Origin of the sequence: Fructobacillus pseudoficulneus (genome assembly GCF_900108455.1) — a bacterium.
Lineage (GTDB): Bacteria > Bacillota > Bacilli > Lactobacillales > Lactobacillaceae > Fructobacillus > Fructobacillus pseudoficulneus.
In genome coordinates, this window is the sequence record NZ_FNWS01000001.1 from 40,888 (window position 1) to 65,329 (window position 24,442).

At 44.5% G+C, this 24,442-nt stretch carries 23 protein-coding genes; 5 read left to right on the forward strand and 18 right to left on the reverse strand.

From position 1 onward, the window contains the following. Positions 1 to 25 precede the first annotated feature (25 nt). The 3 genes from BLW39_RS00220 to BLW39_RS00230 all read right to left on the reverse strand — a co-directional run bounded on the left by BLW39_RS00220 (position 26) and on the right by BLW39_RS00230 (position 3,081). The gene (locus BLW39_RS00220) at positions 26 to 523 is read right to left on the reverse strand and encodes a dihydrofolate reductase (protein ID WP_059375189.1); all 498 of its coding nucleotides are present in this window, start codon (positions 521 to 523) and stop codon (positions 26 to 28) included. Then, positions 510 to 1,727, reverse strand: coding sequence for a CCA tRNA nucleotidyltransferase (locus BLW39_RS00225; protein WP_059375191.1), 1,218 nt, complete (start codon positions 1,725 to 1,727; stop codon positions 510 to 512). The genes BLW39_RS00220 and BLW39_RS00225 overlap by 14 nt, the downstream gene beginning before the upstream one ends. 85 nt (positions 1,728 to 1,812) lie before the next feature. Beyond that, positions 1,813 to 3,081, reverse strand: coding sequence for a tetratricopeptide repeat protein (locus tag BLW39_RS00230; RefSeq protein ID WP_059375277.1), 1,269 nt, complete (start codon positions 3,079 to 3,081; stop codon positions 1,813 to 1,815). A 191-nt stretch (positions 3,082 to 3,272) separates the two neighbouring features. Here BLW39_RS00230 and BLW39_RS00235 point away from each other — a divergent pair, with 191 nt between their 5' ends. Beyond that, positions 3,273 to 3,824 (forward strand): Ada metal-binding domain-containing protein, encoded by a 552-nt coding sequence (locus BLW39_RS00235; RefSeq protein ID WP_059375192.1) that lies wholly within the window; start codon positions 3,273 to 3,275, stop codon positions 3,822 to 3,824. Positions 3,825 to 3,919: 95 nt separating this feature from the next. Beyond that, positions 3,920 to 4,705: a glucose-1-dehydrogenase gene (locus BLW39_RS00240; RefSeq protein WP_059375193.1), complete on the forward strand. Its 786-nt coding sequence runs from the start codon at positions 3,920 to 3,922 to the stop codon at positions 4,703 to 4,705. 66 nt (positions 4,706 to 4,771) lie between these two features. Here the strand turns inward: BLW39_RS00240 and BLW39_RS00245 are convergent, their stop codons facing one another. The 4 genes from BLW39_RS00245 to BLW39_RS00260 form a co-directional block, all read right to left on the reverse strand. Then, positions 4,772 to 5,593: a hydroxymethylpyrimidine/phosphomethylpyrimidine kinase gene (locus BLW39_RS00245; RefSeq protein ID WP_059375195.1), complete on the reverse strand. Its 822-nt coding sequence runs from the start codon at positions 5,591 to 5,593 to the stop codon at positions 4,772 to 4,774. A 47-nt stretch (positions 5,594 to 5,640) separates the two neighbouring features. Next, a complete protein-coding gene (topA, locus tag BLW39_RS00250) occupies positions 5,641 to 7,728 on the reverse strand; it encodes a type I DNA topoisomerase (RefSeq protein ID WP_059375197.1) in 2,088 nt (695 codons plus the stop codon). A gap of 156 nt (positions 7,729 to 7,884) precedes the next feature. Continuing rightward, positions 7,885 to 8,754, reverse strand: a complete 870-nt coding sequence (dprA, locus tag BLW39_RS00255; protein WP_059375199.1) for a DNA-processing protein DprA — start codon at positions 8,752 to 8,754, stop codon at positions 7,885 to 7,887. Positions 8,755 to 8,862: 108 nt separating this feature from the next. Next, the gene (locus BLW39_RS00260; protein WP_059375204.1) at positions 8,863 to 10,776 is read right to left on the reverse strand and encodes an ABC-F family ATP-binding cassette domain-containing protein; all 1,914 of its coding nucleotides are present in this window, start codon (positions 10,774 to 10,776) and stop codon (positions 8,863 to 8,865) included. Positions 10,777 to 10,861: 85 nt separating this feature from the next. Here BLW39_RS00260 and BLW39_RS00265 point away from each other — a divergent pair, with 85 nt between their 5' ends. After that, complete coding sequence (locus BLW39_RS00265) at positions 10,862 to 11,731, forward strand: N-acetylmuramoyl-L-alanine amidase (RefSeq protein WP_059375207.1); 870 nt, start codon at positions 10,862 to 10,864, stop codon at positions 11,729 to 11,731. A 231-nt stretch (positions 11,732 to 11,962) separates the two neighbouring features. Here BLW39_RS00265 and BLW39_RS00270 read toward each other — a convergent pair whose 3' ends face one another. From BLW39_RS00270 to BLW39_RS00290, 5 genes are all read right to left on the reverse strand, one after another. Further along, positions 11,963 to 13,816, reverse strand: coding sequence for an ABC transporter substrate-binding protein (locus BLW39_RS00270; RefSeq protein ID WP_059375210.1), 1,854 nt, complete (start codon positions 13,814 to 13,816; stop codon positions 11,963 to 11,965). 129 nt (positions 13,817 to 13,945) lie between these two features. Further along, entirely contained in the window at positions 13,946 to 14,833 is an 888-nt protein-coding gene (locus BLW39_RS00275) for an ABC transporter permease (protein WP_059375212.1), read from the reverse strand. Positions 14,834 to 14,843: 10 nt separating this feature from the next. Next, positions 14,844 to 15,809 (reverse strand): ABC transporter permease, encoded by a 966-nt coding sequence (locus BLW39_RS00280; protein ID WP_059375214.1) that lies wholly within the window; start codon positions 15,807 to 15,809, stop codon positions 14,844 to 14,846. Positions 15,810 to 15,811: 2 nt separating this feature from the next. Next, positions 15,812 to 16,798 carry an ATP-binding cassette domain-containing protein gene (locus BLW39_RS00285; RefSeq protein ID WP_059375217.1) on the reverse strand — a complete coding sequence of 329 codons (987 nt, stop codon included), beginning with the start codon at positions 16,796 to 16,798 and terminating at the stop codon, positions 15,812 to 15,814. Continuing rightward, on the reverse strand, positions 16,795 to 17,808 hold the full coding sequence (locus BLW39_RS00290; RefSeq protein WP_059375220.1) for an ABC transporter ATP-binding protein: 1,014 nt from the start codon (positions 17,806 to 17,808) through the stop codon (positions 16,795 to 16,797). The genes BLW39_RS00285 and BLW39_RS00290 overlap by 4 nt, the downstream gene beginning before the upstream one ends. A gap of 460 nt (positions 17,809 to 18,268) precedes the next feature. Between BLW39_RS00290 and BLW39_RS00295 the strand changes: the two genes are divergently transcribed. Continuing rightward, entirely contained in the window at positions 18,269 to 18,808 is a 540-nt protein-coding gene (locus BLW39_RS00295; RefSeq protein ID WP_059375223.1) for an HdeD family acid-resistance protein, read from the forward strand. Positions 18,809 to 18,856: 48 nt separating this feature from the next. Here the strand turns inward: BLW39_RS00295 and BLW39_RS00300 are convergent, their stop codons facing one another. The 3 genes from BLW39_RS00300 to xerC form a co-directional block, all read right to left on the reverse strand. Then, on the reverse strand, positions 18,857 to 19,750 hold the full coding sequence (locus BLW39_RS00300) for a hypothetical protein (RefSeq protein ID WP_059375226.1): 894 nt from the start codon (positions 19,748 to 19,750) through the stop codon (positions 18,857 to 18,859). Positions 19,751 to 19,815: 65 nt separating this feature from the next. Continuing rightward, positions 19,816 to 20,691 (reverse strand): aldose 1-epimerase family protein, encoded by an 876-nt coding sequence (locus BLW39_RS00305; protein ID WP_059375229.1) that lies wholly within the window; start codon positions 20,689 to 20,691, stop codon positions 19,816 to 19,818. Between the two features lie 87 nt (positions 20,692 to 20,778). Then, positions 20,779 to 21,699, reverse strand: coding sequence for a tyrosine recombinase XerC (gene xerC, locus BLW39_RS00310; protein ID WP_059375236.1), 921 nt, complete (start codon positions 21,697 to 21,699; stop codon positions 20,779 to 20,781). Between the two features lie 138 nt (positions 21,700 to 21,837). Here xerC and BLW39_RS00315 point away from each other — a divergent pair, with 138 nt between their 5' ends. Next, positions 21,838 to 22,101, forward strand: coding sequence for a hypothetical protein (locus tag BLW39_RS00315; protein WP_059375244.1), 264 nt, complete (start codon positions 21,838 to 21,840; stop codon positions 22,099 to 22,101). Positions 22,102 to 22,194: 93 nt separating this feature from the next. Here the strand turns inward: BLW39_RS00315 and BLW39_RS00320 are convergent, their stop codons facing one another. The 3 genes from BLW39_RS00320 to BLW39_RS00330 form a co-directional block, all read right to left on the reverse strand. Continuing rightward, positions 22,195 to 23,538, reverse strand: coding sequence for a PFL family protein (locus BLW39_RS00320; protein WP_059375251.1), 1,344 nt, complete (start codon positions 23,536 to 23,538; stop codon positions 22,195 to 22,197). 42 nt (positions 23,539 to 23,580) lie between these two features. Beyond that, positions 23,581 to 23,850 carry an ACT domain-containing protein gene (locus tag BLW39_RS00325; RefSeq protein WP_059375254.1) on the reverse strand — a complete coding sequence of 90 codons (270 nt, stop codon included), beginning with the start codon at positions 23,848 to 23,850 and terminating at the stop codon, positions 23,581 to 23,583. A 69-nt stretch (positions 23,851 to 23,919) separates the two neighbouring features. Beyond that, complete coding sequence (locus tag BLW39_RS00330) at positions 23,920 to 24,363, reverse strand: nucleoside 2-deoxyribosyltransferase (protein ID WP_059375257.1); 444 nt, start codon at positions 24,361 to 24,363, stop codon at positions 23,920 to 23,922. Between the last annotated feature and the right edge of the window lie 79 nt (positions 24,364 to 24,442).

The following is a 24,442-nucleotide window of genomic DNA, read 5'->3' on the forward strand; positions in this document are numbered from 1 at the left end:
AAAACAAGTCTCCTCATCATTTACATTATTGACGTTTGTAAGTTAAAAATTCTAATTGGTAGTCACCGTCACTGGCTGTCCGTTGGTCAACTAGGTCAAAATCCTGGTCATTGACCGGTTCCATAAAGGTATCCCCATCAAAGTCGCCTTGAACCTTTGTCACGGATAGCTCGGTGGCCATTGGCATTAATTGCTTGTACAGCTGAGCCCCACCGGCAACGGTTACCAAACGGCCGGCTGCTAGTTCGTCTTGCATCAACGCTTCCAGGTCCTCCAGCGAATGTACCACCGTCACCTCGGCAAAGCCAGGATCAAAATCCGTTTGCCGGGTCAAAACCACGGAGTGTCGCTTTGGCAAAGGGCGGCCGATACTTTCCCAAGTTGACCGACCCATCACCATCGTGGAATTCAGCGTTTGCTCTTTAAAATGAGCTAAATCTGAGGGAATGTGCCACGGCAAAGTCCCATCTTTACCAATCGCACCGCGATCATCTTCTGCCCATACCATTCTAACTGTGGCCATCTGCCAACTCCTTAATAAAGACTGTAATTGCTTCTTTTGTATTGGCGACTTCACCCAGAACCACCGCCCGCTCCAAGGCGTGGAGGTATTGACCCAAGGCCGGTCCTGGAGTGGCCAAGCCGGCCTGAATCAAGTCACCACCAGACAAGGCTAATTCCTTAGCACTGTAGACTGGTAATTCAGCATGCAAACGGTTAATTCGCTCTAAGCACTCAGCTGAAGTGCCCATGATGGCCAACGTTTCCATCAAAGTTTCAAAGTCCTGGTGGTGTTCATAAATGGCCCACTGATCGATTGCTTCAGGGTTGGCCAGCAGTGGCGACAACGCCGTTACCGTCTGCATCACGTTTCGTGATAACTTCCATTGACGCAGCTCATCTTGGAGGTCGTCCTTGGCCAAAGCCAGTTGGCCCAAATACAGGGTCCAAACGGTTGCTTCGGTTTGCGGCTGCTGTTTTTCTAATTGCAACGCTACCTTCGCCAGGTAATCGTCCGTCACCCGACCGGTCTTCCCCGGCAAATACGGCAAGAGTTGACCACGAATTAGATGACGCAAGGCCGGCCCCGCCGCAATCCCTTGCAGCATCTTTTCAAATTCAACTTGAATCCGTTCAACGGCAATCTTTGCCAAATTGGGCCCCAAGGCAACTAAGGCCTGGAAGGTTTCATCTTCAATTGCAAAGTCAAGCTGGGCTGAAAAACGCAACGCCCGCATCATCCGTAAGGCATCTTCGGTAAAGCGTTCCGTTGCCTGCCCGACCGCCCGAATTTGCCGCTTGGACAAATCGGTTAAGCCATCAAAATAATCGATTACCTGACCGTCCGCCTGCAAGGCAAAGGCATTAATAGTGAAATCCCGTCGTTTTAAGTCTTCACTCAAAGACCGCACAAAGGTCACCTGGTCTGGCCGACGAAAGTCTGTGTAGGTTGATTCCGTTCGAAAAGTAGTAATTTCATAGCCATGGCCATGGTCTAAGACCATCACGGTGCCATGTTGAATCCCGGTATCAACTGTTTTTTTGAAAATTTGTTTAATTTCTTCTGGATAGGCCGAAGAAGCAATATCGACATCATGGATTGGCTTTTCTAAAATAATGTCACGAACACAGCCACCAACAAAGTATGCCTGAAAACCAGCCTGGTTAATTTGATTTAAAACCGGCTTGGCGGATGTTAATTCACTTGGTAGCAATTCAAGCTTCATTGGCCACTCCTTATCATCTTTTAATCCCCTTAATCTTAGCAAGATTTAGCTTAGAATGCACGTGGATTGTCCATATTGAAGTGAATTAATCCAATTCCAAATCAGCTAGTCGCTCTGCTAATTCAAAGTTATCGGGATCAAGGTCAACCGCTTTTCGTAAGGCTGCCCTTTCATTATCCCGTTGACCAATTTCGTGATACCAATCGGCCAAGTCATGCCAGAAGTCACCATCTGCCGGATAATCTTCGGCCGCAATCAGCCAGTTTTCGCGAGCCTTATCTTCATTTTCTAAGGCATGGTAGGCCCGAGCAAGGTCCCAACTAAAGCGTGGGTCGACTAAGTCCCGGTCGTTGGCGGCGGTAATCGTATCGATCACCGCCTGGTAATCGTGGGCAGCCAAGTTCAAGTCGGCTAAGGCCGAATAAGTAGCCAAGTCTTGGTCGTCCAAGGCCAAGGCCTTTTGGAAATAATCCTTAGCCTGGTCGAGCTCATCTAATTTGAAGAGCAATAAGCCGGCTAAACGGTACAAAATTGGATTGGTTTGATCATATGAAAGCCCCAACTGATAAGTTTTAACGGCTTCCGCATCGTTATGAATCCGTTCATAAAGCTGACCCAACAGTGGGTAGACCGAAGTGTATTGGGGGTCAGCCTCCAGGATGTCTTGAAACAATGGCAAGGCATCGTCGTCGGCTTTTTTCTCAGTGTATAAGAAGGCCAGCTGGAACTTGGTGTCAATCGTTAAGTCAATTGGCTTGATTTGTTCCAAATAGGCAATGGCATTATCGACGTTACCAATCGCAGCATAAGCCGTTCCAATTCGAGCCGCAACATCGACCTTGGCAATCCGGCGTTCACCTTGCAGCAACAAGGCCCGGTATTGGCGAATTGCTTGGTGGTATTGGCCAGTCGCAAAATAAAACTCGGCCAAGGCAAAAACAACCACTGGCTCTTCAGGCGCCAATGCATAAGCTTGGTTTAAGGCATGTTCAGCCGATTCCATTAACCCTTCGGATTGGTACAAATCAGCCTTGACCATCAAGGCTTGTAAGTAAGCTGGTGAATCTTCTGGCACCTGAGCCAAATAATCTTGCGCCAAATCAAGGTCATTTTCTTCAATTGCTAATTCAGCCAGGGCCGTTTTCAAGTCCCCTTCATCGGGATACTTTTTAGCCAAATGAAGGTAGGCCTCCTTTGATTCGGCCACAAAGCCAATCGCATAGAGGTCTTCAGCAAGTGAATAAATTAAATCATCGTCATCATTGGCCAATGACTTTTTAAAAGCAGCTTGCGCCTGGTCCAACTGGCCAAGGCGAATTGCGGCCATCATTTCTTCTGCATAATTTGTCAAAATTGTATGCCTTTCCATCTGCAACAAAGCAGTTTTCTACCCACTTATTTTACTAAATTTGAGACAAAATTACAAAACAGCGTCTTTGTAAAATAACAGTAATAGTCAAATAGACCAATTTGTGTTAAGCTGTTTATTAATTGATTCCAAGTACTGGTAACAGTCTTAAAAAATAGCAGGAGGAGGTAGACCTAATGTACTCACTAACCAAAAAACGCTGGCAAGCCATTCATGATCAAGATAAAAGTTATAACGGCAGCTTTATTTATGGTGTAGCCACCGACCACCGCGTTTGCTCCCCCTCTTGTATCCACGGTAAAGAAACCAACCCGGATGACATCCGCATTTTCAAAACGGACGACGAAGCCCTCTTTGAAGGTTTCAAACCTTGCAGTGAGTGCCAACCATTTGGTGAGATTTCTGATAAGGCCGAGCTCGTCTTCCAGGTGAAAGAATACATTGCCGCCCACTACAAGAACCGGATTACCTTGGACTCCTTAAGTGAAGACTTTCATATCTCTTCTGGTATTTTGCACCGGGCCTTTATGACGATTGCTGACGAAACGCCCCAAAACTACTTGTTACGGGTTCGAATGTTCCACGCTAAAAAGCTCTTGCGCGATGGTAAGGATTCCGTCGCCCTAGTCGGCTTGAAAGTCGGCATCCCAAACCTTTCCTACTTCAACACGGTGTTCAAGCAACAGGTTGGCGTGACCGCGGTTCAGTACCGCCGGCAAAACAAGTAATTTGCCAAATAATTTAAAAAAGTTTACAGTAGACAGCAAGTAAGGCACTTGCTGTTTTTTTGTATCATTTTGATTGTTTGAAAAAGGAGAAAGTTATGTTTGCAGATCTTAACCAAAAAGTCGCCGTCATTACCGGTGGTTCAAAGGGAATCGGTAACGCCATCGCGCTACGCTTTGCCCAAGAAAAAATGAACGTAGTCATTAACTATCACTCCGATGAAGCTGGGGCCCAAAAAGCAGTTGACGAAATCCGTCAAAATGGTGGTGATGCCGTCGCAGTTCAAGCAGACGTTTCGACTGAAGCTGGTGTGAAAGCTTTGCTCGAAGCAGCCGTTAGCAACTTTGGCGGCTTAGATGTCTGGGTTAACAACGCCGGCATGGAAATTCAAACGCCGACTCATCAAATTTCTTTGGAGGAATGGAACAAGGTCATTAGCATTAACATGACTGGTGTCTTTCTTGGTGCCAAAGAAGCCCTAAACTACTGGTTGGACAACAATAAGACCGGTAATATCATTAACATGTCATCCGTCCACCAGCAAATCCCGTGGCCTACTTTTTCTTCTTACGCAACCGCTAAGGGTGGTGTCAAATTGTTTACTGAAACAATTGCGATGGAATACGCGCCAAAGAACATTCGCGCCAATAACATTGCCCCAGGAGCCATCAACACGCCAATCAATGCCAAAAAGTTCGCTGATCCAAAGCAATACGCGGAAACACAGTCGATGATTCCAATGCAACGGATTGGTGATCCAGAAGACGTCGCTGATGCCGCCGTTTGGTTGGCTTCCGACCAGGCCAAATACGTCACGGGAACAACGCTCTTTGTCGATGGGGGGATGACTCTCTACGCCGCTTTCCAGGATGGTAAGGGCTAAAAAATTTAAAAATGCTTATTTCACCAAAAGAACCCTATTCCAAATTGGAATAAGGTTCTTTTTTTGTTACTCAAGCCAAGCAACGCCGGCCTGAAAGACGTTGCCATCAAGCCGCTTTTGATTCAAATGGTAGCCGGCAGCAATCCCTTGGTGAACAAATTGTTGACTCTTAGTCACCGCTTCCTCTAGGTCAAGCCCGAGAGCCAAGTAACTCGTTATCGCCGCGGCCAAGGTACAACCGGCACCGTTAATGCTAGCGTCTTTAGCTAATGCTGGTAGGCTGAGTGGTTGCACGGTTTGACCAACAGCCAAGACATCCAAGGTTTGCCCTGGTAAAAAGCCCAAACCACCCTTTTGCAAAACCGTTGTTTGCACCTGCTGACTCAATTGCCGGCCTAAGGCAGACAGATCAGCAGCCGTCTGTACATTTCGACGAGCCTTCTCGACTAAAACTAGCCCCTCATTGAAGTTGGGCGTGCAAATGGTTGCTAGTGGTAATAGCTTGTTTCGGTATGCTTCAACCAAGGCCGGGTTTTCCGCCAACTCCCCCTCTTTTAAGGCCAAAACTGGATCCACCACAATCGGACAGTCAAAGTCTTTAATAAAGTCAACCACCATGTCTAACTGGCTGATTGAGTTTAACAAGCCGACCTTAATGGCGGCAAAGTCATCAACTTGAGTGACCGAACTTAATTGCGCCTGCAAGACAGCATCCGGGACAGCAAAAACCTCAACGGCATCAGTTTTAATTGACACCACGCTGGTCAGAACCGAAAAACCGGCTAAACCAGCTCTTGCAAAGGTCGCCAAATCGGCTTGCAGGCCACCACCGGCAAGGGAGTCAGAACCGGCAATCGTTAGAACTTTCTTTAGTTTCTTTTCTTTCATACTACCCTCTTATACGAAAAAAGCTGGCCACATCGGTCAGCTTTTGCTTACTTACTTGTTGCAGCTTCTTTTTCTTCTGCTGATTGGCTCTCAGCATTTGGATCCTTTGGCTTGTCCCATGAAACAAAATCACAGTCTGGATAGCGAGAACAACCGTAAAACTTCCGACCACGCTTAGTCTTTCGTTCAACGACTTGCCCCTTGCCACACTTTGGACAAGTAATCCCGATTTCTTGAACAATTGCCTTGGTATTACGGCAATCAGGGAAACGAGAGCAGGCATAAAACTTGCCATAACGTCCCATTTTGACAACCATTGGTGCGCCACAGACTTCACAGTCCATCCCGGCCAATTCGTCATGCATGGTGATTTTTTCCAGTGTTTCTTCAGCACTAGCCACTTCCTTTGAGAATGGCTTGTAGAACTCATCAACAACCGGTACCCACTTTTTGTCACCGACTTCAATTTCATCCAACGAATGTTCGACCTGGGCGGTAAACTTCGTATCCGTAATATCTGGGAACTTGTCCTCAACAATGTTTTGAACGATTTCGCCCAATTCAGTTGGAACAAATTTGCGCGCGTCCACTCGGACGTAGTTTCGGCGTTGAATCGTATCCAAGGTTGGCGCATAAGTTGATGGACGACCAACCCCGTTTTCTTCCAAGGCCTTAATCAAAGCCGCTTCAGAATAACGGGCAGGTGGCATGGTAAAGTGCTGTTCTGGGTCCGTCTTGGCTAGGCTAATCTGATCACCCTCAGCAAGGTCAGGCAACAGATTATCCTTTTCCTTAGCAGCTGGGTAGGCCTTCGTGAACCCTGGGAACTTCGTCTTTGAACCATTGGCATGGAACAAAACGCCATTTTGTTCAACCGTAACGGCCAGTGTGTCCAAGACTTCTGGCGTCATCAATGAAGCAACAAACCGTGACCAAATCAAGGAATACAGCTTAAATTGATCAGGGGTCAACTTATCCTTAATGGATGCTGGCGTCTTGGTGACGTCAGTTGGGCGGATTGCTTCGTGGGCATCTTGAGCCCCTTCTTGCGGCGTGCCGGCAACTGGCTTGTGTCGTGAATATTCTTCACCCCACTCGTCATGAATGTACTGAGCTGCCGCATTCTTTGCCAAAGAAGATAGACGAGTTGAGTCAGTACGCATATAGGTAATCAACCCTACTTGCCCCAAACCGCGGCCAAGATTGATTCCTTCATACAACTGTTGTGCCGTCATCATTGTTTTACGAGTCCGGAACTTCAACTGCGTGTTAGCCGCTTGTTGCATCGTTGACGTCGTAAATGGTGGCTGAGGTTGACGCTTGCGTTCCTTTGCCTTCACTTCCGTGACTTCAAAGGGCTTGGACTGGTCAATTTTACCTAAGACGGATTGCACGGCAGCGTTATCTGGCAAAGGCTGCTTCTTGCCATCAAAGCCGTAGAAATTAGCCTTAAACTTTGCTTTGGCTTTTTTAAATTCGGAATCCAGGGTCCAATATTCTTCTGGTTGGAAGGCTTGAATTTGCCGTTCACGGGCGATAATGAGGCCTAGGGCAACTGATTGCACCCGGCCGGCTGACAAGCCCCGTTTCACCGTTTTCCACAAAACTGGTGAAATGGAATATCCCACCAGACGGTCAATAATTCGACGCGCTTGCTGGGCATCTACGAGGTCTTGGTTAATGGTCCGTGGTTCCTTAAAGGCGTTTTTAACAGTATCTTTCGTGATTTCGTTAAAGACCACCCGGTTGGCCTGTTTTGGATCCAAGTCCAAGATATGCTGCAAATGCCAGGCAATCGCTTCTCCTTCACGATCCGGATCGGATGCGAGATAAACTTGCTTAGCGGCCTTAGCAGCCTTCTTGAGGTCCTTAATTACCGGTCCCTTACCGCGAATATTAATGTACTTTGGTTGGTAATCTTGTTCAACATCAACACCCAAAGTTGACTTAGGCAAGTCACGAACGTGACCAATTGATGCAACGACCTGATAAGTCGATCCCAGGTATTTTTCAATTGTTTTTGCTTTTGACGGACTTTCGACAATAACAAGTTTCTTACTTGCCTTGCTCTTACTTGTCTTTTTCTTCGTCGTTTTTTTCTTGGTTTTTGCTTCTACCAACTTGTGATTCCCCATATTTCTGAAAGACGGTGGTTGCCAGTTTTAGCATCAGAGCAACCTTAGTTTGGTTCTAATTCGCCTTTTTCTCGGATTAACTCTCCCATCATACCAGGGCATGCCCAATTTTGACAAGAGGATTTGTTAACATTTTTCTACTATAGTAAATAAAAGTCAAGGCAGCCACTGAATCGCCCCTATGATATCACTACTAGTCAAAACTGGCAAAGCACCCGCTGCAATGAGTTGATTACAGCCAACAGAATCCAATGCATCAATTGGTCCGGGCACCGCTAAGACCTCCCGGTTTGCTTGCAAAGCTAAATTTGCAGTGATCAAAGAACCAGAGTGTTCCCTAGCCTCAACAACTAAAACTGTTCCGGCTAGGCCCGCAATGATTCGATTACGTAGTGGAAAATGGCTTTTATGGGGACCAACGCCGGGCGGAAATTCAGATAATAATAAACCCTGCCGACCCATTTGTTCTTGCAACAGTCGGTGCTGCTTCGGGTAAACTTGGTCCAAACCCGTGCCAATCACGGCAATCGGAACACCACGTTCGGCAAAGGTCAATTGGTGGGCCATCACGTCAATCCCCTTTGCTAGACCGGAAACAATCGCGCAACCACTTTTGACCACTGGCGGTAACAATTGGCGAACCACCGTCAAGCCATACGGTGTAGCTGTCCGCGTTCCGACAACTGCTAAGGCCGGTAACTGTAGTGCTCGCAAGTCACCCCGATAAAACAGGATTAGTGGCGGCTGATAAGTTTCTCGCAAACGTTCTGGATACGCCGCATCAAAATAAGTTAAAAAATGACCAGCATAATCTTCCGCCTGTTCAACGGCCGCCGCAAATTTCTGCCCCAGCCGGTCAATTTTTAGCCTAATCGAGAAGCGATCCAGTAAGTCAACCAAGTTGGCAAGGTCAAAAAATTCTACCAGGGGTTTCTCCTGCTTTAATACCATAATGATCTGGCTCTCGGTGGCCGGCCCAATCCCTTTTGTTAGATGAACAGCTAATAAAAAATGTTTGAAATCCATTGTTGATTCCTCCTTTCATCTAATTAGACGAAACCAACCAGCCAGCATCACAGAATCGGCCCGATGGAAGAAAGAATTAAACAAACAGCGTAATAAAAAAACAAGGCCTCAGCCTTGTTTTTCAACAATTTCACTTAATTCAGCCCAACGATCCATTTTGGCATCTAATTGACCACTAACCTCCGTCAATTGGCTTTGTAGTTCGGCCACTTTTTGATAGTCCGCACCATTTGCAGCCATTCGCTCGTTTAACGCATCAACTTGCCCTTCCAAATCAGCAATCTCGTCTTCAATCGTTTCCCACTCACGCTTTTCCATGTAAGTTAGCTTACGTTTTGCGTTCTTTTTCGGTGCCTGTTTTTGAGTCGATTGAACGTTTTTGGCCGGTGCTTCAGCCGCTGCCGGCTTTTGCTTCGCACTTGGCAGAACTGTCTCTTCCAAATAAGTTGAAAACTGGCCGTTATATCGGTCAACCACGCCATCGCCAACCAAATAATAGCCATAATCGGCCACCTTATCAAGGAAGTAACGGTCGTGGGATACCGTGACGACCGTCCCGGCAAATTTTGCCAAAAAGTTCTCAAGGACAGTCAACGTACCAATATCTAAGTCGTTCGTCGGCTCATCCAGCAAAAGCACATTTGGCTCCTGCAATAAGATTTTTAGTAGGTACAAGCGCCGCTTTTCACCACCAGATAATTTGCGAACCAGCGTCCCGTGCATGAAAGATGGGAAAAGGAATTGTTCCAGCAAATCTTTGGCCGAAATGATATTGCCATCCCGGTCCTTAACACTCGTTGCGACATCTGTCAGGTATTCAATCATCCGCTTATCGGCTGGGATTTCTTCTGTGACCTGGGTGTAATAGCCAATTCGAACGGTTTCACCGATCTCTAAGACACCATCAGTCAGTGGCAAGCGACCAGCTAAAACGTTCAATAAAGAGGACTTTCCAACCCCATTAGGCCCGGTAATTCCAATCCGGTCTCGTTGGCCAAAGCGCAACGATAAGTCCTTAAAAATGACTTGGTCGCCAAAAGCTAGGCTGGCGTTTTCTAAGGCAATGACCTTCTTTCCCAATCGTTGCTGACCCAATGAGACCTCAACATCCTGGTCGGTTTGGACATTCCCTAGCGAATCTTCCAGGTCCGCAAAGGCCTTTTCACGCCCCTTTTGCTTGGTCGTGCGGGCTCGGGCAGATTTTTTCATCCAAACGAGCTCTTTTTCGTAGAGCTTTTCACGCTTATGCTCTGCCGCCGCCTCGTTTTCCTGCCGTAAAGCCTTACCAGAAACATAATCCTGGTAATTTCCCTGGTATTCGTACAACTTACCAAAAGAAAGTTCAAAAATTCGATTAGTGACCCGGTCCAAGAAATAACGATCGTGGGTGACCGTTAACAAAGCGCCCTTGTAACTAGACAAGTACTTTTCCAGCCAAGCAATCGAATCAAAGTCCAAGTGATTGGTCGGCTCGTCTAAAATTAATAAGTCCGGTTCTTGAATTAAGACTTGAGCCAGTCCGACACGCTTGCGCTGCCCACCAGACAAATCAGCCACATTTTGTTTTAAATTGGTTAAATGTAGCTGAGTTAGAATGGTCTTAATTTGAGCCTCAATCGTCCAAGCATCATCGCGATCCATGGCCGCCTGTGCTTTTTCAAAGCGATTGGCCGCCTTCGGATTTTCGGGTTCTTGGGCCATGAAGTCTAATGCTTCCTGGTAAGAACGAATGGTTTGAAAGACTGGTTGATCACCCGCATAGATGGCATCCATCACTTGGAGGTGGCCATCAAGATTTGGTTCTTGGGCCAAATAGCCAATCCGGTAATCGTTTTGGGTAGTAATCTCACCGCGATCAGCCGGTTGGTCGCCAGACAAAGCATTTAGCAAAGTGGTCTTACCCGAGCCGTTGACACCCACCAGACCAATGCGGTCGCCCTGGGTGATTAAAAAAGAGATTTGGTCAAATAAGACCTTCTCCCCGTAAGTTGAAGTTAATTTCTCTACTCTGAATTGTTTCATACTTACCATTATACTCGATGTGGGTTGCCTTTTTTTGTAATAATAGTGCTAAAATAAACAAATAAGATAGAAATGGACCGACTTTATGTTTACTTTGTGGAAATGGATCAAACAAAATAAAATTGGCGCCATTATTGTCAGTGTTTTCACCTTCGCTACCATGGTGCTGATCCTGTCATTGGCCCAGCAAAATCAACTAACCACCAGGCCAGACCAAGTGCCCCTGCGTAGCGGACCCGGAATTGGCTACCAGGAAATTACCAAGCTAAAGGCCGGTACCAAGCTGACGGTTGTCGAAAAAAATAACGGTTGGTGGAAAGTTAAGCGTGAAAATAACCAAAAAGTTGGCTGGGTTGCTTCTTGGGTTGCCAACAATACCAAAATCAAAAAACCGACCCTCCTATCCGAATCGACCATTGTCTTGGATCCAGGACATGGTGGTTCTGATACTGGTGCTATCTCAACTGATGGTAAGCACTATGAAAAGACCTACACGTTAAGAACCGCCCTTGCCACCGAAAAAGTCTTAACGGATGCCGGTGCCCGCGTCATCATGGTTCGCAAAACCGACGTTGTGGTTCCGCTGCTTTACATCCCCCGCAAGGCTGAAAAGTATAATGCCGATGCCCAAATTTCTTTCCACTTTGATTCATCCGAATCAAACAATACGGCCTCTGGTGTTTCTCAGTACTATTACAACGATAATTCGCTGGACTTAGTCAAAGCCCTAAACGGCTCACTCAATAACCTGCCACTGCAAAACCGTGGCTATGAAACCATGCCATACCTGGTCATCAAAGATGTCACTCGGCCAGCTGTTTTGTTGGAAAATGGCTTTATCAACTCAGATCAAGATTTTGCCTACATTCGTCAATCTAGTTACCAACAGAAAATTGCCCAAGATATCAAAAAGGGACTCAATACCTACTTGAATACTCTTTATCCAAACAACTAAAAGAAGGACCCGAGTCATCTGACTCAGGTCTTTTTTTACTGACACTTACAGCTTGTTTAACAAACAAATTCGTGCGAGCAACGCGCACATTTGTTAGAACAAATGACGCCTGAAAGCAGCCACAAAAAAGCCCCCAACCATTCATGATGAATAGCTGGGAGCCCAAACATTAAATTAAATTGAATCGATTGAGTTAAAACAAAGAATAATCTAGCTAAGCGCTTTGTGAGCTTACTTGCGTGGATTACCACTGGTTGTTGGCTTATTTGAAGAAACACCCAACTGAGCATACAAGTCATTTGAATTAGCAGTGGTCCAACCAGTAACACGGCCGTTAACCAATGAAGCGCTAATTGGTGTCGTCGTTGGAATTGTGTAAGCTTCGTCATCAACCATCATCTTCTGGAAGTCCTTGATGTTGCTAATCAATTCTGACTGTGAAGATGAGTTTTGTGTGTCAGTCAAGTTCTTTGACAAGGCACTTGAAACAACGTGACCGAAGTTGTAGTTAGCTGACTTAGCCCACAATTGGTCAAATGTTGGCACAGTTCCTTCTGCCCAACCACCAAGTGTCAAATCCCAGTCTTGGTTTGTACCACCAACAACGATTGACTTCCAAGTAGAACTATCAACAAGCTTATCTTGGTAAAGCTTGACTTCAATACCGGCATTCTTCCATGCAGCGATGTAAGCCTTTGCTTCTGCTTCAGAAGTTGCCGTACCGGAACGAGCCAAGTAAGTCAACGTCAAACGCTTACCATCCTTTTCATAGTAACCATCAGACCCCTTCTTATAGCCAGCCTTCTCCAAGTACTGACCAGCCTTCTTAGCATCACCACTGTCCTTATCGTGATAACCCTTAACAGACTTGTCATAGAATTGTTCCTTAGAAGTTGACTTTGAAACCAAGGTATTCGTAGGAAGTGAGAAACCGTTACTATACTTAGCAGCAACATCCCCAACGTTCATGGCATAACCAACTGCCTTACGAACATTAGCATCTTGCAATGGTGTATTGCGATCCTGAACGTTTGTCTTAGTACTCTTGTCATAGTGACCAAGGTTGAAGTACATCTCAGAGTAATTTGATGCATACTTTCCTGTTGAAGCATAACCATTCTTATTGTTATACTTTGACAATTCATCCGCACCACCGTTCTTCCACAAGTTTGTTGGAACGGACGTTACCACATCAAACTTTTGCTTTGAAAGATCATTTTCAAGCTTTGACTGATCTTGGTTAACGTAGAACGTAATTGAATTCAACCGGGCCTGCTTACCCCAGTAATCGCTGTTACGAACATACTTAACGGTTGAGTCACTTGAAACCGATGAAACCTTAAATGGTCCAAATGACAATGGATTCTTTGTCACCTTTTCGGTTGTTGACAAATCCTTTGAAGAAACATTCTTCAAATCGTGGTATGGCAAGGCGTTCGATGGGACACCATCACCCCACTCCGCTGCGGCTGGCAATGATGTATAACTAACCGTCAACTTCTTACCATCTTTACCATCATCAAACTTCAAACCGGAGATCGACTTTGCTTTACCGTTTTGGAAATCTTCCATTCCCTTAATGTTCAAGAATGAACTGGTAAAGTTACTTGATGCCACATCATTTGTTGCCAAAGTTTCAAGTGAAAAGGCAACGTCTTGAGCCGTCACATCCTGACCATCAGACCACTTCAAATTGTCTCGCAAAGTGATCGTAATTGTCTTATCAGAACGGTTAATCTTCATCGTTGCTGGACCGCCACTTTCAACCTTACCGTGCTTGTCGGTATAAAACAGTTGATTAGAAGCTGGCTGCTGTTCAACACCAACGGATGCCCACTGATTAAATTCCGCATACCCAACGTAGCTAACTGGGGCTGCAGCTGTTCCAGGTACAGTCACGCTTAAGTTGCCGCCCTTAATTGGTGATTTGGAATTTTTATAATCCCCCTTAAACGATCCAACACTAATTGCCTTTGCCGGTGTATCGTAATGTTTCGACGTGCTCGCCAGAATAGCAAAGCCGGCAGCAGCCACGACGACAACACCTCCCACACCAAAGGCTATCTTTTTTCCTACACTTACCATGCAATGGTCCTCCTCTTTTTTTCAACCCTTTTTTAGAATATCTCAAAGTTGATAATTATAATCATAGCATCGTTAATTAGAATGTCAACGATTATTTTAATTTATTTTTAATCGTAATTTAATCGTTAATTAATCTAATGATTGGCGTTGGTCAACTGACCGCCGGACAATCTGCCCTAAGACAACGAAACCAAAAGTTAAGATAATCAAAATTAACGTTACTGGTACCCATAGCCACCAGCGAACATAAATTGTCGAAGCTGATCCATTCAACACCGTCAGCATTGATCCAAGCGAACTCGTTCCGGCTTTCAAACCAAAGCCCAAAAATGTCAGACCTGATTCAATTCCAATTGAGCCCGCCAGTGTCAAGGCGTAATCAGAGATAATCGTCGAAGAAATATTCGGCAAAATACCAGAAAAAAGAATTTTATACCAGGGTGTCCCTGAAATTTTGGCAGCCTGGACATAATCGCGATTAACCTCCGATAACGTCAAAGTTCGAACAAGGCGGACATTTGCCGGCCAGCTTAAAGCAGCCAAAATCAAAATCAGGTTCCAAATGGACAATCCCTTAGCCGTTGAAAAAATGATCGCCAGAATCATGACCAAAGGCATCACCAACCAAAAATCAATTAGTCGCATCGAAATCCAGTCTGCCCAGCCACCAAAATAGCCAATGACCATTCCAAAGACAATTGAGATTAAGGTCACTAAAGTAGCCACACCAAAACCGATAATCAATGAATTTTTAGCTGAAGCAATCAAAGTCAAGATGAAATCAGCGCCCGAATCTGTAGTCCCTAAAATGTGCCCATTTGTCATTGGCGGCAAATTTGAATTCATAATGTCACTCATCGACCCAATATTACTTGGTACAAAAAATTGGCCGAAGAAAATCAATAAGAATAATGAAATTAGCAAAATCAAAGCCGTCAAACCAAGACCGTCATTACTCAGTTCACGCCAGAAGCTAGGCCAAAATTTTGAACCAAAATGTTTTTTCTTTGTTTGCATGACCTACTCCTTATTTCACCCGAATTCGTGGATCTACCCATGCCGAAATAATGTCAGACAAGAGTCCACCTAATAGTGACAACGTTCCTTGTAACAGCATCAAGGCAGTGATGATCGTATAGTCACGACCAGTCAATGCTTGCACAAACAGCGCACCAATACCTGGATAACCAAAGATTGTTTCCGCAAAGATTGCACCACCAAGAACACCCGTAATGGAGTAACCAATTCCTGAAGCGATTGGCAAGAAGGCATTGCGCAAAATGTGTTTACGGAAAACTAATTTCATTGAGACACCCTTTGCACGGGCTGTTCGAACATAGTCTTGCGCTTGCTGGTCTAGCAAGTTTGACCGTAAGTACTGAAAAATGCTATTTGTACTAAATAAAGCAATCGTTAAGGCTGGCAAAAAGGCATAACGCAAGTTATTAAAGAAATTAACAATAAAACTTTGGCCATCTTCAATCCCCGTTCCTGAACTTGGAAATAGCGGAAGCAGATAAACAAAAAGCACCATCATGACAAAGTAAAAAACAAAAGACGGAACAGCCGAAGTCAATGTATTCCAAACAACCAATGCCCGGTCAATCCACTTATTTTCATGACGAGCTGCCAATAATGCCTGTGAAATGGCCAATAAATAAGTCAAGATAACAGCAATCACGCCCATTGATAAGGTTGGCCAGATACGACTACCAATCACTCGTGTTACAGACCAACCACGGTTAACGGTATAAGAAGTTCCAAAGTCTCCCTGGAAAATATGCTCAACCCAACGGATATACTGCTCATACCAGGGTAAATCCAATCCGGCTGCATGACGCATCCGCTCAATCGTAGCCGGATCCGAATTTGGATTTAAGTTCCCATAAAAGGGGTCACCAGGCATCAATTGTGCCAGCATAAAAATCAGCAGCGAAACCAAAATCAACTGCGGTAACATAATTAAAATTCGTCGAAGAATTGTTTTCGCCATAATTAATTGTGATCCTTTCTAATTGAAACGAAGTGCGTTTCGCTAATCGGGCTTAAATCATATGCCCGCAGACTATCTGGTTCATAGTACAAATCGTGATCCCGATCAAACTCCGCTGCGACTGCCAACCTCTCTTCTCGTTTTGATTGCCGGTCTTCAACTTTTTGGCTCGGAATTGCCGATAAAAGTCGCTTTGTATAAATGTGTTGGGGATGGTCAAAGATATCTTGGTTCGTCCCCATTTCAACAAAACGACCGTGGTGCATAATGGCAATGTTATCCGTCATATACTTCACCACCCCTAAGTCGTGTGAGATGAAAAGAAAACTAATACCATAATCTCGTTGAATTTTTTTCATAAAATTTAGAACCTGCGCCTGGACAGAAAGATCCAAGGCTGAAACAGGTTCATCCGCAACAATTAAGCGCGGATTAGTTGCTAAGGCTCTTGCAACAACAATTCGTTGCCGCTGTCCTCCAGAAAATTGAAATGGATATTGTTCCACGGTTTTAGCTGGCAAACCAACAACTTCTAGCAATTCAAGAACACGTTGCTCAATTTTCTCTTGATCAAAGGAGCGCTCCTGGTTATGCCCTTCACTACCAATCGCCGCTGGAACGCCAAAATTCTGCAAGGGTTCTGCAATAATCGTGCCGATAGTTTTTCGAGGATTTAGACTTGACTGACTATCTTGGAAAACCATCTGGACGTCCTTGTTATAATGAATAGCCTTTTTTTGCTTGATTGTTGTGACATCTTGATTGTCAAACAAAATTTGACCACTGGTTGGATTTTCTAAGCCAACCAGCATTTTCCCAATCGTCGTCTTACCAGACCCAGACTCACCGACCAAACCGTATGTTTGCCCAGCTTCAATGGTCAGCGAAACATCATCAACCGCTTTAATATCATCTGTTTTTTTATTAAAGAAACCACCTTTAACGGGATAATAATTTTTCAGGTTCGTAATTTTTACTAACTCAGTCATGACTGTCCCTCAATTTCTTGCTCATCTGGAAAAGCAAAGTCTTGCCATGCCGTTCCTCGAACATAATGATCTGGTTCGATTTCTGTCAAAGTATCAGCAACATCTGCGTCAACCAACTTTTGGTCTAACCATGGTACACGTTGCAAGAACAAATCCTTGTGATGGTCCATTTCGGACAATGATGGTACCGTTCCAGGAATAGCATAGAGTTCACCACCCGCTTGCACATTTTCAGGATCTGCACGCAATAATGAACGTGTATATGGGTGCTTAGGATTATTAAATAGTCGTTCAACCGGCGCTTTTTCAACAATCTGACCGGCATACATCACGGCCACTTCATCCGCAATTTCAGCCACAACGTCCAAATTATGAGTGATTAAAAGCACACCAGCACCCTTCTTTTGTTGGATTTTTTTAATCAAATCCAAGATTTGTGATTGGATGACTGCATCCAAAGCGGTTGTTGGCTCATCAGCAATAATTAAATCTGGTTCATTAGCCAATGCCATTGCAATCATGACTCGTTGACGCATCCCACCAGAAAGTTCATGTGGGTACTGCTTTGCCACTCGGTCACTATCGGGAATACCAACTTCCGTTAACAAATTTAAAACATGTTCTGACACCGACTGAGCTTTTCCATTATGCACAGTTATTGCCTCGGCAATTTGTTCACCAATTCGCATCAATGGATTCAGACTTGATAAAGGATCTTGAAAGATCATACCAACAGAATTACCGCGATATTGATCATATTGTTCTTCTGTCAATCCAATTAGCTCTTCGCCATTCAATTGAATCGACCCCGTTACCTTAGTCAGTTCAGGATTATGGAGGCCCATAATGCTCATCGCAAAGGTTGACTTTCCCGATCCAGATTCACCAACCAGAGCTAAAACCTGACCACGGTCAATTGTCAAATTAACCCCAGCCAAAGCCGTTTGGTAAGTACCTTTAATCCGAAAATCAACGGAGACATCACGCGCTTCTAATAATTCTTCCGCCATTAAAACAATCTCCTTTGAGTTATTATTAGAAAATTATACATTATTTCTAATTTAACAATAACCCCCTATTGATTATTTTAATTTTTATTTAATGAGCGTGAAACTTACTTGTAACACAAAAATCCCGTCTGCTTTTTTAAACAGGCGGGACTACTTTTAGACAAAAAACAGCACTCCGAAGAGTGCTGGGTAGGTAGATAGATAAACTACCTCAGTTGGTTGCTCTTAGTATAACACCCTAACTTCAACCGGGCAAGAGCTGGTTAAAAAAATAACGATTAAAGATAGTAATTGAACTTTTCAATCCCAAAAGTCGAGCTTAGAAAGCGACTTCAGCAGCAGCACAAGCGCCAATTATTACACAGATTTCCAAACAAAACTTGATTTCAGTGCTTTTTTTCATTATTTGTTGAAAAATATGTTACAATGATGTCATAGATTTCAAGGGGAAATAATTAGAATGAATACAGAATTAATGCATAAAGCGCGTCACTTAATCGGCATTGAAGCACTAGTTTTTATTGTGATTGGTGCACTAATCACCTTTTTACCAGGAATGACTGCCAATATTGCCGCTTCAATCATCGCTACGATGATGATCATGATTGGCTTATTCAAAATAGTTCACGCCATCGAAAATGATTTAGCATCTAGTTGGAACAAAGCCGGTTCCATGCTGCTTGGTTTCCTTTATTTTTTTGCCGGCTTGATCATTTTCTTAAACCTGAGCATGGCCTGGTTACCATTTTTCATTTTGGTTGGTACCAGCGTCGGCCTGGCTTGGCTAATTGAAGGGATCCTTCAGTTATCATTTGCCAGCAAATTTGGTGAACATCAAGCCTGGTTTACCATCGCTGCGATTTTAAACATCATTGCTGGTATCATCTTGTTAATGAGTCCTTTGTTCGCCGGAACCTTCCTCTGGTTATTTGCCGGAATCACCCTGGTATTGCTAGGGCTCTACCACTTATTCTTATACTTCCGTTTGCAAACAAAATAAATAAAAATCCGGTCAACCATTGATATGACCGGATTTTTTTATATCATTTTATGCCCAACCTAATTCACTAATGGTGCTTTGAATTAAATCAGTTTGGAAATTTTCACCCAAAGCGAGGGTGACCAATGCTGACTGGAAGACTAGCCAAGACTCCATTTGATCTTTTGACAACAACCCCGTCATCGTCAAAACCAAACTCTTATCGCCTGCCTGATCCGCTAAATTAGCCAAAATCAATTCCAAATCGGCTAAGTCAATTTCTGCCAAAACATCCGTACTCATTTGCAAATTAATCACGGCTGCTCCTGTGGCTGAAGCGGCAGCAAAGGTTGATTGAATCGTATCTGGACTGGCATCGTAGACCGTTTTAGTCGCAATCACCGGTACACCGACCTTTTGAGCGACGGCAATCACCTTCTCCTGCAAATTTTCATCCAATTCCTCTGGTAAATAGACACCAGCAAATTGGTCACCACCGGCCTGCAAAGCAGTTGCGAGGAAATAGGCCTGGTCAGCATGGCTCAACTCCCCGCGACCACCAGCAGCCTTACTGGTGTAGGCCAACAGCATCAAGTGGTCACCGGCTGTTTCCAAGGCGTTGTTTACTAACTCGCCAACAATTTGCTGGTGAATAGCTGGCCAATTGCTCAAGAATTCCTGGTAAGCCTGGTCTAACTCGGCCTTCATCGAGGCTTTCTTCATCGCCGAAACATCGCGTTCATCAACTGCTTGTGCCCCACCGTCTTTGACTTGATCCCAAATAACTTCTTTTGAAAATTCATCCGCAATGGCGTCAGCCTGCCAGATGACTGCATCCGGATTTTTCTGATCAAGTAATTCCTTAAATGGCGTAAACTTGTCATTTGGTCCCAAGGCCATTGGGACTGCTAATGCAGATTGCGCAATTGGTTTCTTTTGTTCAAATAATTCTGTAATTTTCATTGTCTAATAAATCCGAAAGCCAGCTGGGTTAGCAGCTGGCTTATTTACTTTCATTAAGTCTTTGTTTAGAAAAAATTCATAGAATATGAGCCAGTGAACGTATCACCCGCAGCCAAAACATTCACACCAAACTTTTCCTTGAAATTACCGGTAGCATCCACCGTATCAGCAATTCCCCACCACGGTTCAACGGCAATAAAGGGAGCATCCTTCCCTGCCGGCGTCCAAATACCAACGAACTGGGCGTTGTCAATCGTCATTTCCATCCCATGTTGGTTGGCCAAGCGGGCGAGCAAGAATGTTGTTTTTTGCCGGTCTAGCTTCAAAATAATCGCGTCATCATGATAATCTTCCTGGCGCAACCGTAACGGAATATTTGAGCTAAATGGTGTCGGCACGTTTGGGTTAGAGTATGGGCCAACCAAACGAATCCGGTCGTAAACCTTTTCAGGAGTCACGGACAAGTAATAGTCCGAAAACTTTCCACCATCAAGTGGCAAATTAAAGGCTGGGTGCCCGCCGACTGAAAAGAACAGCGACTCTGAGCTAGCTGGGTTTTGCACCACGTATTCAACCTTTAATGATGAATCAATCAAAGTGAAAATCACATCAAAAGTAAAGGCAAATGGGTAAACTCGACGAGTCGATTCGGAATCCTCAAGTCGCAAGCGAACCGCATCATCTTGCTGGTTAATCACCATGAAGTCCATATTTCGAGCAAAACCGTGCTGGTTCATATAATAAGTTTGCCCAGCTAGTTCGTATTGGTCACCCTGTAGGCGGCCAACAATTGGGAATAAATTAGGAGCATGACGTCCCCAATACTTGGGGTCAGCATACCAAATATATTCCAACTCAGCCTCTTTATTCCAGGCAGAGACTAATTCAGCACCATGCTCGCTGATTTCAACCTTTAATTTGTTATTTTCCAGGATTATCATAACTTTATTTTACTATCTCTCAAAAAGAATAACAATTTAATTTCACAAACAGAATTGGTCAAAACGTCGGAGAAAAATCGCTAATCCTTACTTTCGTTTTGCCCGAGGAAAATAGTTCTGATAGGAATTTTGCAGCATCGCCTTCGAGACGTGCGTATAAATTTGTGTAGTTGACAGGTTAGCATGTCCCAAGAGCTCCTGAACCGTTCGCATATCGGCCCCGCGATTGAGCAAGGCGGTTGCAAAAGTGTGGCGTAGCATGTGCGGGTGAATCTTACCGGTCAAAGTCGTCTTCTCCATCAACTGGTTCAAAATATACGTGACCCCAGCCGGTGTTAGTGCCCCACCTTGAGAATTTAGAAAAGTATTTTGGGGCAAGTCTGCCCGCTTATTTTTAGCAAGTAATTCTGGCCGACAATTTTCCAAATAATCCGTCAACGCTTTCTTCGCATAAGAACCAAAGGGAACAAAGCGATCTTTGTTTCCCTTCCCATGAACCAAGACCAGACGCTGGTTCAGGTCAATTTGATCAACAGCCATATCGGACAACTCTGAGACACGAATCCCCGTTGCAAATAAAAACTCCAACAGCGCCGCATCTCGCCGCCATAGCGGATGATTATTTTGATCGTACGCCACTTGAAAAAGTTCCTGAATCTCATTATCGTAAAAGAATTCCGGCAAATGTGCCTGATGCTTTCTTAAAGCGACCCCATCGAAGGGATTATCCAAGACTAATCCTTGGCTAACCATGTAGGCATAAAAGTTCTTTAAACTTGACACTTTACGAGCAATAGTGGTCCGGGCTAGCACCTGGTCATACAGGCTGGCTAAATAGACTCGAACGTCCAGACTTTGAACGGCAGAAAAACCTTGAAAACCGCCATTATCAGCTAAATAAGCCTGAAATTCATGAATGTCCTTCAAATAAGCCTTAACTGTTTGGGCAGAATACCCCCGCTCAGCCTGTAGGTATTGTTGGTATTGTGCAATTGCGTTATCTTTCATAACTTCATTATACCGTTGCAAAAGTTAAGAAGACCTTAAGATGCTTATGATTCAGGTAATCTCGTCTAGTTTAAGCCAAACATCTGCAGACAAGTTGTATAGTAGAGGTCAGTTAAGGATTTCATACGGAGGCTTTTTATGAATTTACCAGTTACTTCAACATCAGATTACTTGCGTCATGTAATGTCATTGAAGCGGGTCAAATTTGACGCCTTCTTCTTACGTTTCCGTGATAACATTTTAAATAATCGTGACCAACGTGAAGCTTGGAAAAAGGGACAAGAATACCGACCAAGACATCATGAAGCACAAGATCTGTTAAATAAGCGCGTTGTCGCTAATAATGACCGCTATTCTTACGGTAAACGTGCTGAACACAGTCATGAACATATTCACTTTTAAAAAGACCCCTACTGGGTCTTTTTTCTTACTCAAATCACAGCAAAAAAAGAACAGCCCTTTGACGGATTCGTCATTTTGGCTGTTCTTTTGATATTAATTCTTAAATGAATGAATTGGTGCAGGGACATGGCCCCCACGGTTAATAAAGTCTGCAGAAGACTTATCGACAACTGGCATTACTGGCGCGGTTCCGAGCAAGCCACCATAATCAACCATGTCGCCAACCTTCGTCCCATTTGTTGGCAAAATCCGGACAGCAGTTGTCTTATTGTTTTGAATTCCAATAGCCGCTTCATCAGCAATCATCGCCGAGATAGTGGTTGCTTCCGTCTCACCTGGAATGGCAATCATGTCCAAACCAACGGAACAAACGGAAGTCATTGCTTCCAGCTTAGCTAATGACAAAGTACCAGCCTTAACGGCGTCAATCATCCCCGCATCCTCAGAAACTGGGATAAAGGCCCCTGATAAACCACCGACACCTTGTGAGGCCATCACGCCACCCTTTTTAACGGCATCGTTTAAGAGCATCAAGGCTGCCGTTGTTCCGTGCGTTCCAACCTGCTCCAAACCGATTTCTTCAAGCACTTCAGCCACAGAGTCACCACGAGCTGGTGTTGGTGCCAATGACAAATCAACGATTCCAAATGGCACACCCAAACGTTCAGAAGCAATCGTTCCGACCAACTGGCCAACACGAGTAATCTTAAAGGCCGTCTTCTTGATCGTTTCGGCAACGACCGTAATCGATTCACCCTTAACTTGCTCCAAAGCGCGCTTAACAACCCCAGGGCCAGAAATCCCAACGTTAATCACAACGTCTGGTTCTGAGACACCGTGAAAGGCACCAGCCATGAACGGATTATCTTCCACCGCATTGGCGAAGACGACCATTTTTGAGTTGGCCGTATCTGACTTATCGGTAATCACCTTAATGGTTTCACCCATCAACTTCACGGCATCCAGGTTAATCCCGGCCTTTGATGAACCGACGTTGACAGAAGACATCACCACATCAGTTTCCGTTAGCGCATTTGGCAATGACTTAATCAACGCCAAGTCGCCATGAGAAAAGCCCTTTTGCACGAGGGCAGAATAGCCACCGATAAAGTCAACGCCGACTTCCTTAGCAGCATCGTCCAAAGCGTGAGCTAAAACCAAGATTTCCTTTTCATCGGCATTACCGGCAATCAAAGAAACCGGCGTCACCGAAATCCGCTTGTTGGTGATTGGCACACCGTATTCGCGTTCAATTTGTTGACCAACCGCTACCAGGTCCTTGGCGTAAGTCGTAATCTTCTTGTAGACATTCTTGGCCGTTTCCTCAACAGAACCGCCAACTGTGTCTAACAAAGAAATGCCCATTGTAATGGTCCGGATATCAAAGTTATCCTCTTTGACCATTTGAATCGTTTCTCGAATCTGTGTTGTATCCATGTTATTTGTTTCTCTTATCCGTTTTACTTTAATTATTCAAAATTAAATGTGGGCCATTGTATCAAAAATCTCTTGGCGTTGAACGTGAACCGTCACACCAAGGCGAGCTCCCTCTTCCTTAACGGCCGCATAGATATCATCAAAGCTATCAGCAGCATCAAGGGCCACAAGCATTGACATTGTAAACGTTTCTGACATGATGGTCTGTGACATATCCAAGATATTCACACCATGCTTAGCCAGTGTCGTTGCGATTCCAGCAACGATTCCAGTTTGATCTTGACCAACAACGGTAACAACTGCTTTAATCATTTTTAACTCCCCTTAACTATCAAAGGCCCACTATCCAAACGAGTGGGCCTTGTTATTTTAACAAATTTATTAGATGACTTCACCATCATATGGCAATTTTGGCAAGGCTTCCAAATCATAGTCAGCCAAGTCTTCAATCTTGTGCAAATAGGCAGTCAAAGACATTGCCAGCATCAAGTTCAAAGTTACATCATCTTCTTTGATGATCACGATTGGCATTCCCTTAGCATGAGCGTAACCAATCTCCCATGCTGTTCCAGAATCCGTATCAGCGTTATCAAAGTCAGCCAAAGCCACGATCATATCAGCGGCATCAATCGCATCAACATCAGAGCCGTAGGCAGCGTGACGCCAAGGTTCTGAGAACAACTCAAATTCTTTGTGTTGATGCAATCGTGGTGAGAAAACATCCCCCACTTGTGGATGTGCTGCGAGCACTTTTTCTAAGCGTTCAGCCTTCGCAATTTGCGTGTCTGAAAAGAATGGGCCAGCTAAATAAATGCGCTTTGCCATGGGAATTTTTCTCCTTTATTTGTCCTATTGATTTATGTCTCTAGTTTACCAAAGCTAGATGACACTCGGATAACTTTCT

Bases quoted from the DNA above. Each gene is read 5' to 3' on its own strand.
- BLW39_RS00220 (WP_059375189.1), bottom strand. From the start codon at position 523: ATGGCCACAGTTAGAATGGTATGGGCAGAAGATGATCGCGGTGCGATT.
- BLW39_RS00225 (WP_059375191.1), bottom strand. From the start codon at position 1,727: ATGAAGCTTGAATTGCTACCAAGTGAATTAACATCCGCCAAGCCGGTT.
- BLW39_RS00235 (WP_059375192.1), top strand. From the start codon at position 3,273: ATGTACTCACTAACCAAAAAACGCTGGCAAGCCATTCATGATCAAGAT.
- BLW39_RS00240 (WP_059375193.1), top strand. From the start codon at position 3,920: ATGTTTGCAGATCTTAACCAAAAAGTCGCCGTCATTACCGGTGGTTCA.
- BLW39_RS00245 (WP_059375195.1), bottom strand. From the start codon at position 5,593: ATGAAAGAAAAGAAACTAAAGAAAGTTCTAACGATTGCCGGTTCTGAC.
- topA (WP_059375197.1), bottom strand. From the start codon at position 7,728: ATGGGGAATCACAAGTTGGTAGAAGCAAAAACCAAGAAAAAAACGACG.
- dprA (WP_059375199.1), bottom strand. From the start codon at position 8,754: ATGGATTTCAAACATTTTTTATTAGCTGTTCATCTAACAAAAGGGATT.
- BLW39_RS00260 (WP_059375204.1), bottom strand. From the start codon at position 10,776: ATGAAACAATTCAGAGTAGAGAAATTAACTTCAACTTACGGGGAGAAG.
- BLW39_RS00265 (WP_059375207.1), top strand. From the start codon at position 10,862: ATGTTTACTTTGTGGAAATGGATCAAACAAAATAAAATTGGCGCCATT.
- BLW39_RS00270 (WP_059375210.1), bottom strand. From the start codon at position 13,816: ATGGTAAGTGTAGGAAAAAAGATAGCCTTTGGTGTGGGAGGTGTTGTC.
- BLW39_RS00275 (WP_059375212.1), bottom strand. From the start codon at position 14,833: ATGCAAACAAAGAAAAAACATTTTGGTTCAAAATTTTGGCCTAGCTTC.
- BLW39_RS00280 (WP_059375214.1), bottom strand. From the start codon at position 15,809: ATGGCGAAAACAATTCTTCGACGAATTTTAATTATGTTACCGCAGTTG.
- BLW39_RS00285 (WP_059375217.1), bottom strand. From the start codon at position 16,798: ATGACTGAGTTAGTAAAAATTACGAACCTGAAAAATTATTATCCCGTT.
- BLW39_RS00290 (WP_059375220.1), bottom strand. From the start codon at position 17,808: ATGGCGGAAGAATTATTAGAAGCGCGTGATGTCTCCGTTGATTTTCGG.
- BLW39_RS00295 (WP_059375223.1), top strand. From the start codon at position 18,269: ATGAATACAGAATTAATGCATAAAGCGCGTCACTTAATCGGCATTGAA.
- BLW39_RS00300 (WP_059375226.1), bottom strand. From the start codon at position 19,750: ATGAAAATTACAGAATTATTTGAACAAAAGAAACCAATTGCGCAATCT.
- BLW39_RS00305 (WP_059375229.1), bottom strand. From the start codon at position 20,691: ATGATAATCCTGGAAAATAACAAATTAAAGGTTGAAATCAGCGAGCAT.
- xerC (WP_059375236.1), bottom strand. From the start codon at position 21,699: ATGAAAGATAACGCAATTGCACAATACCAACAATACCTACAGGCTGAG.
- BLW39_RS00315 (WP_059375244.1), top strand. From the start codon at position 21,838: ATGAATTTACCAGTTACTTCAACATCAGATTACTTGCGTCATGTAATG.
- BLW39_RS00320 (WP_059375251.1), bottom strand. From the start codon at position 23,538: ATGGATACAACACAGATTCGAGAAACGATTCAAATGGTCAAAGAGGAT.
- BLW39_RS00325 (WP_059375254.1), bottom strand. From the start codon at position 23,850: ATGATTAAAGCAGTTGTTACCGTTGTTGGTCAAGATCAAACTGGAATC.
- BLW39_RS00330 (WP_059375257.1), bottom strand. From the start codon at position 24,363: ATGGCAAAGCGCATTTATTTAGCTGGCCCATTCTTTTCAGACACGCAA.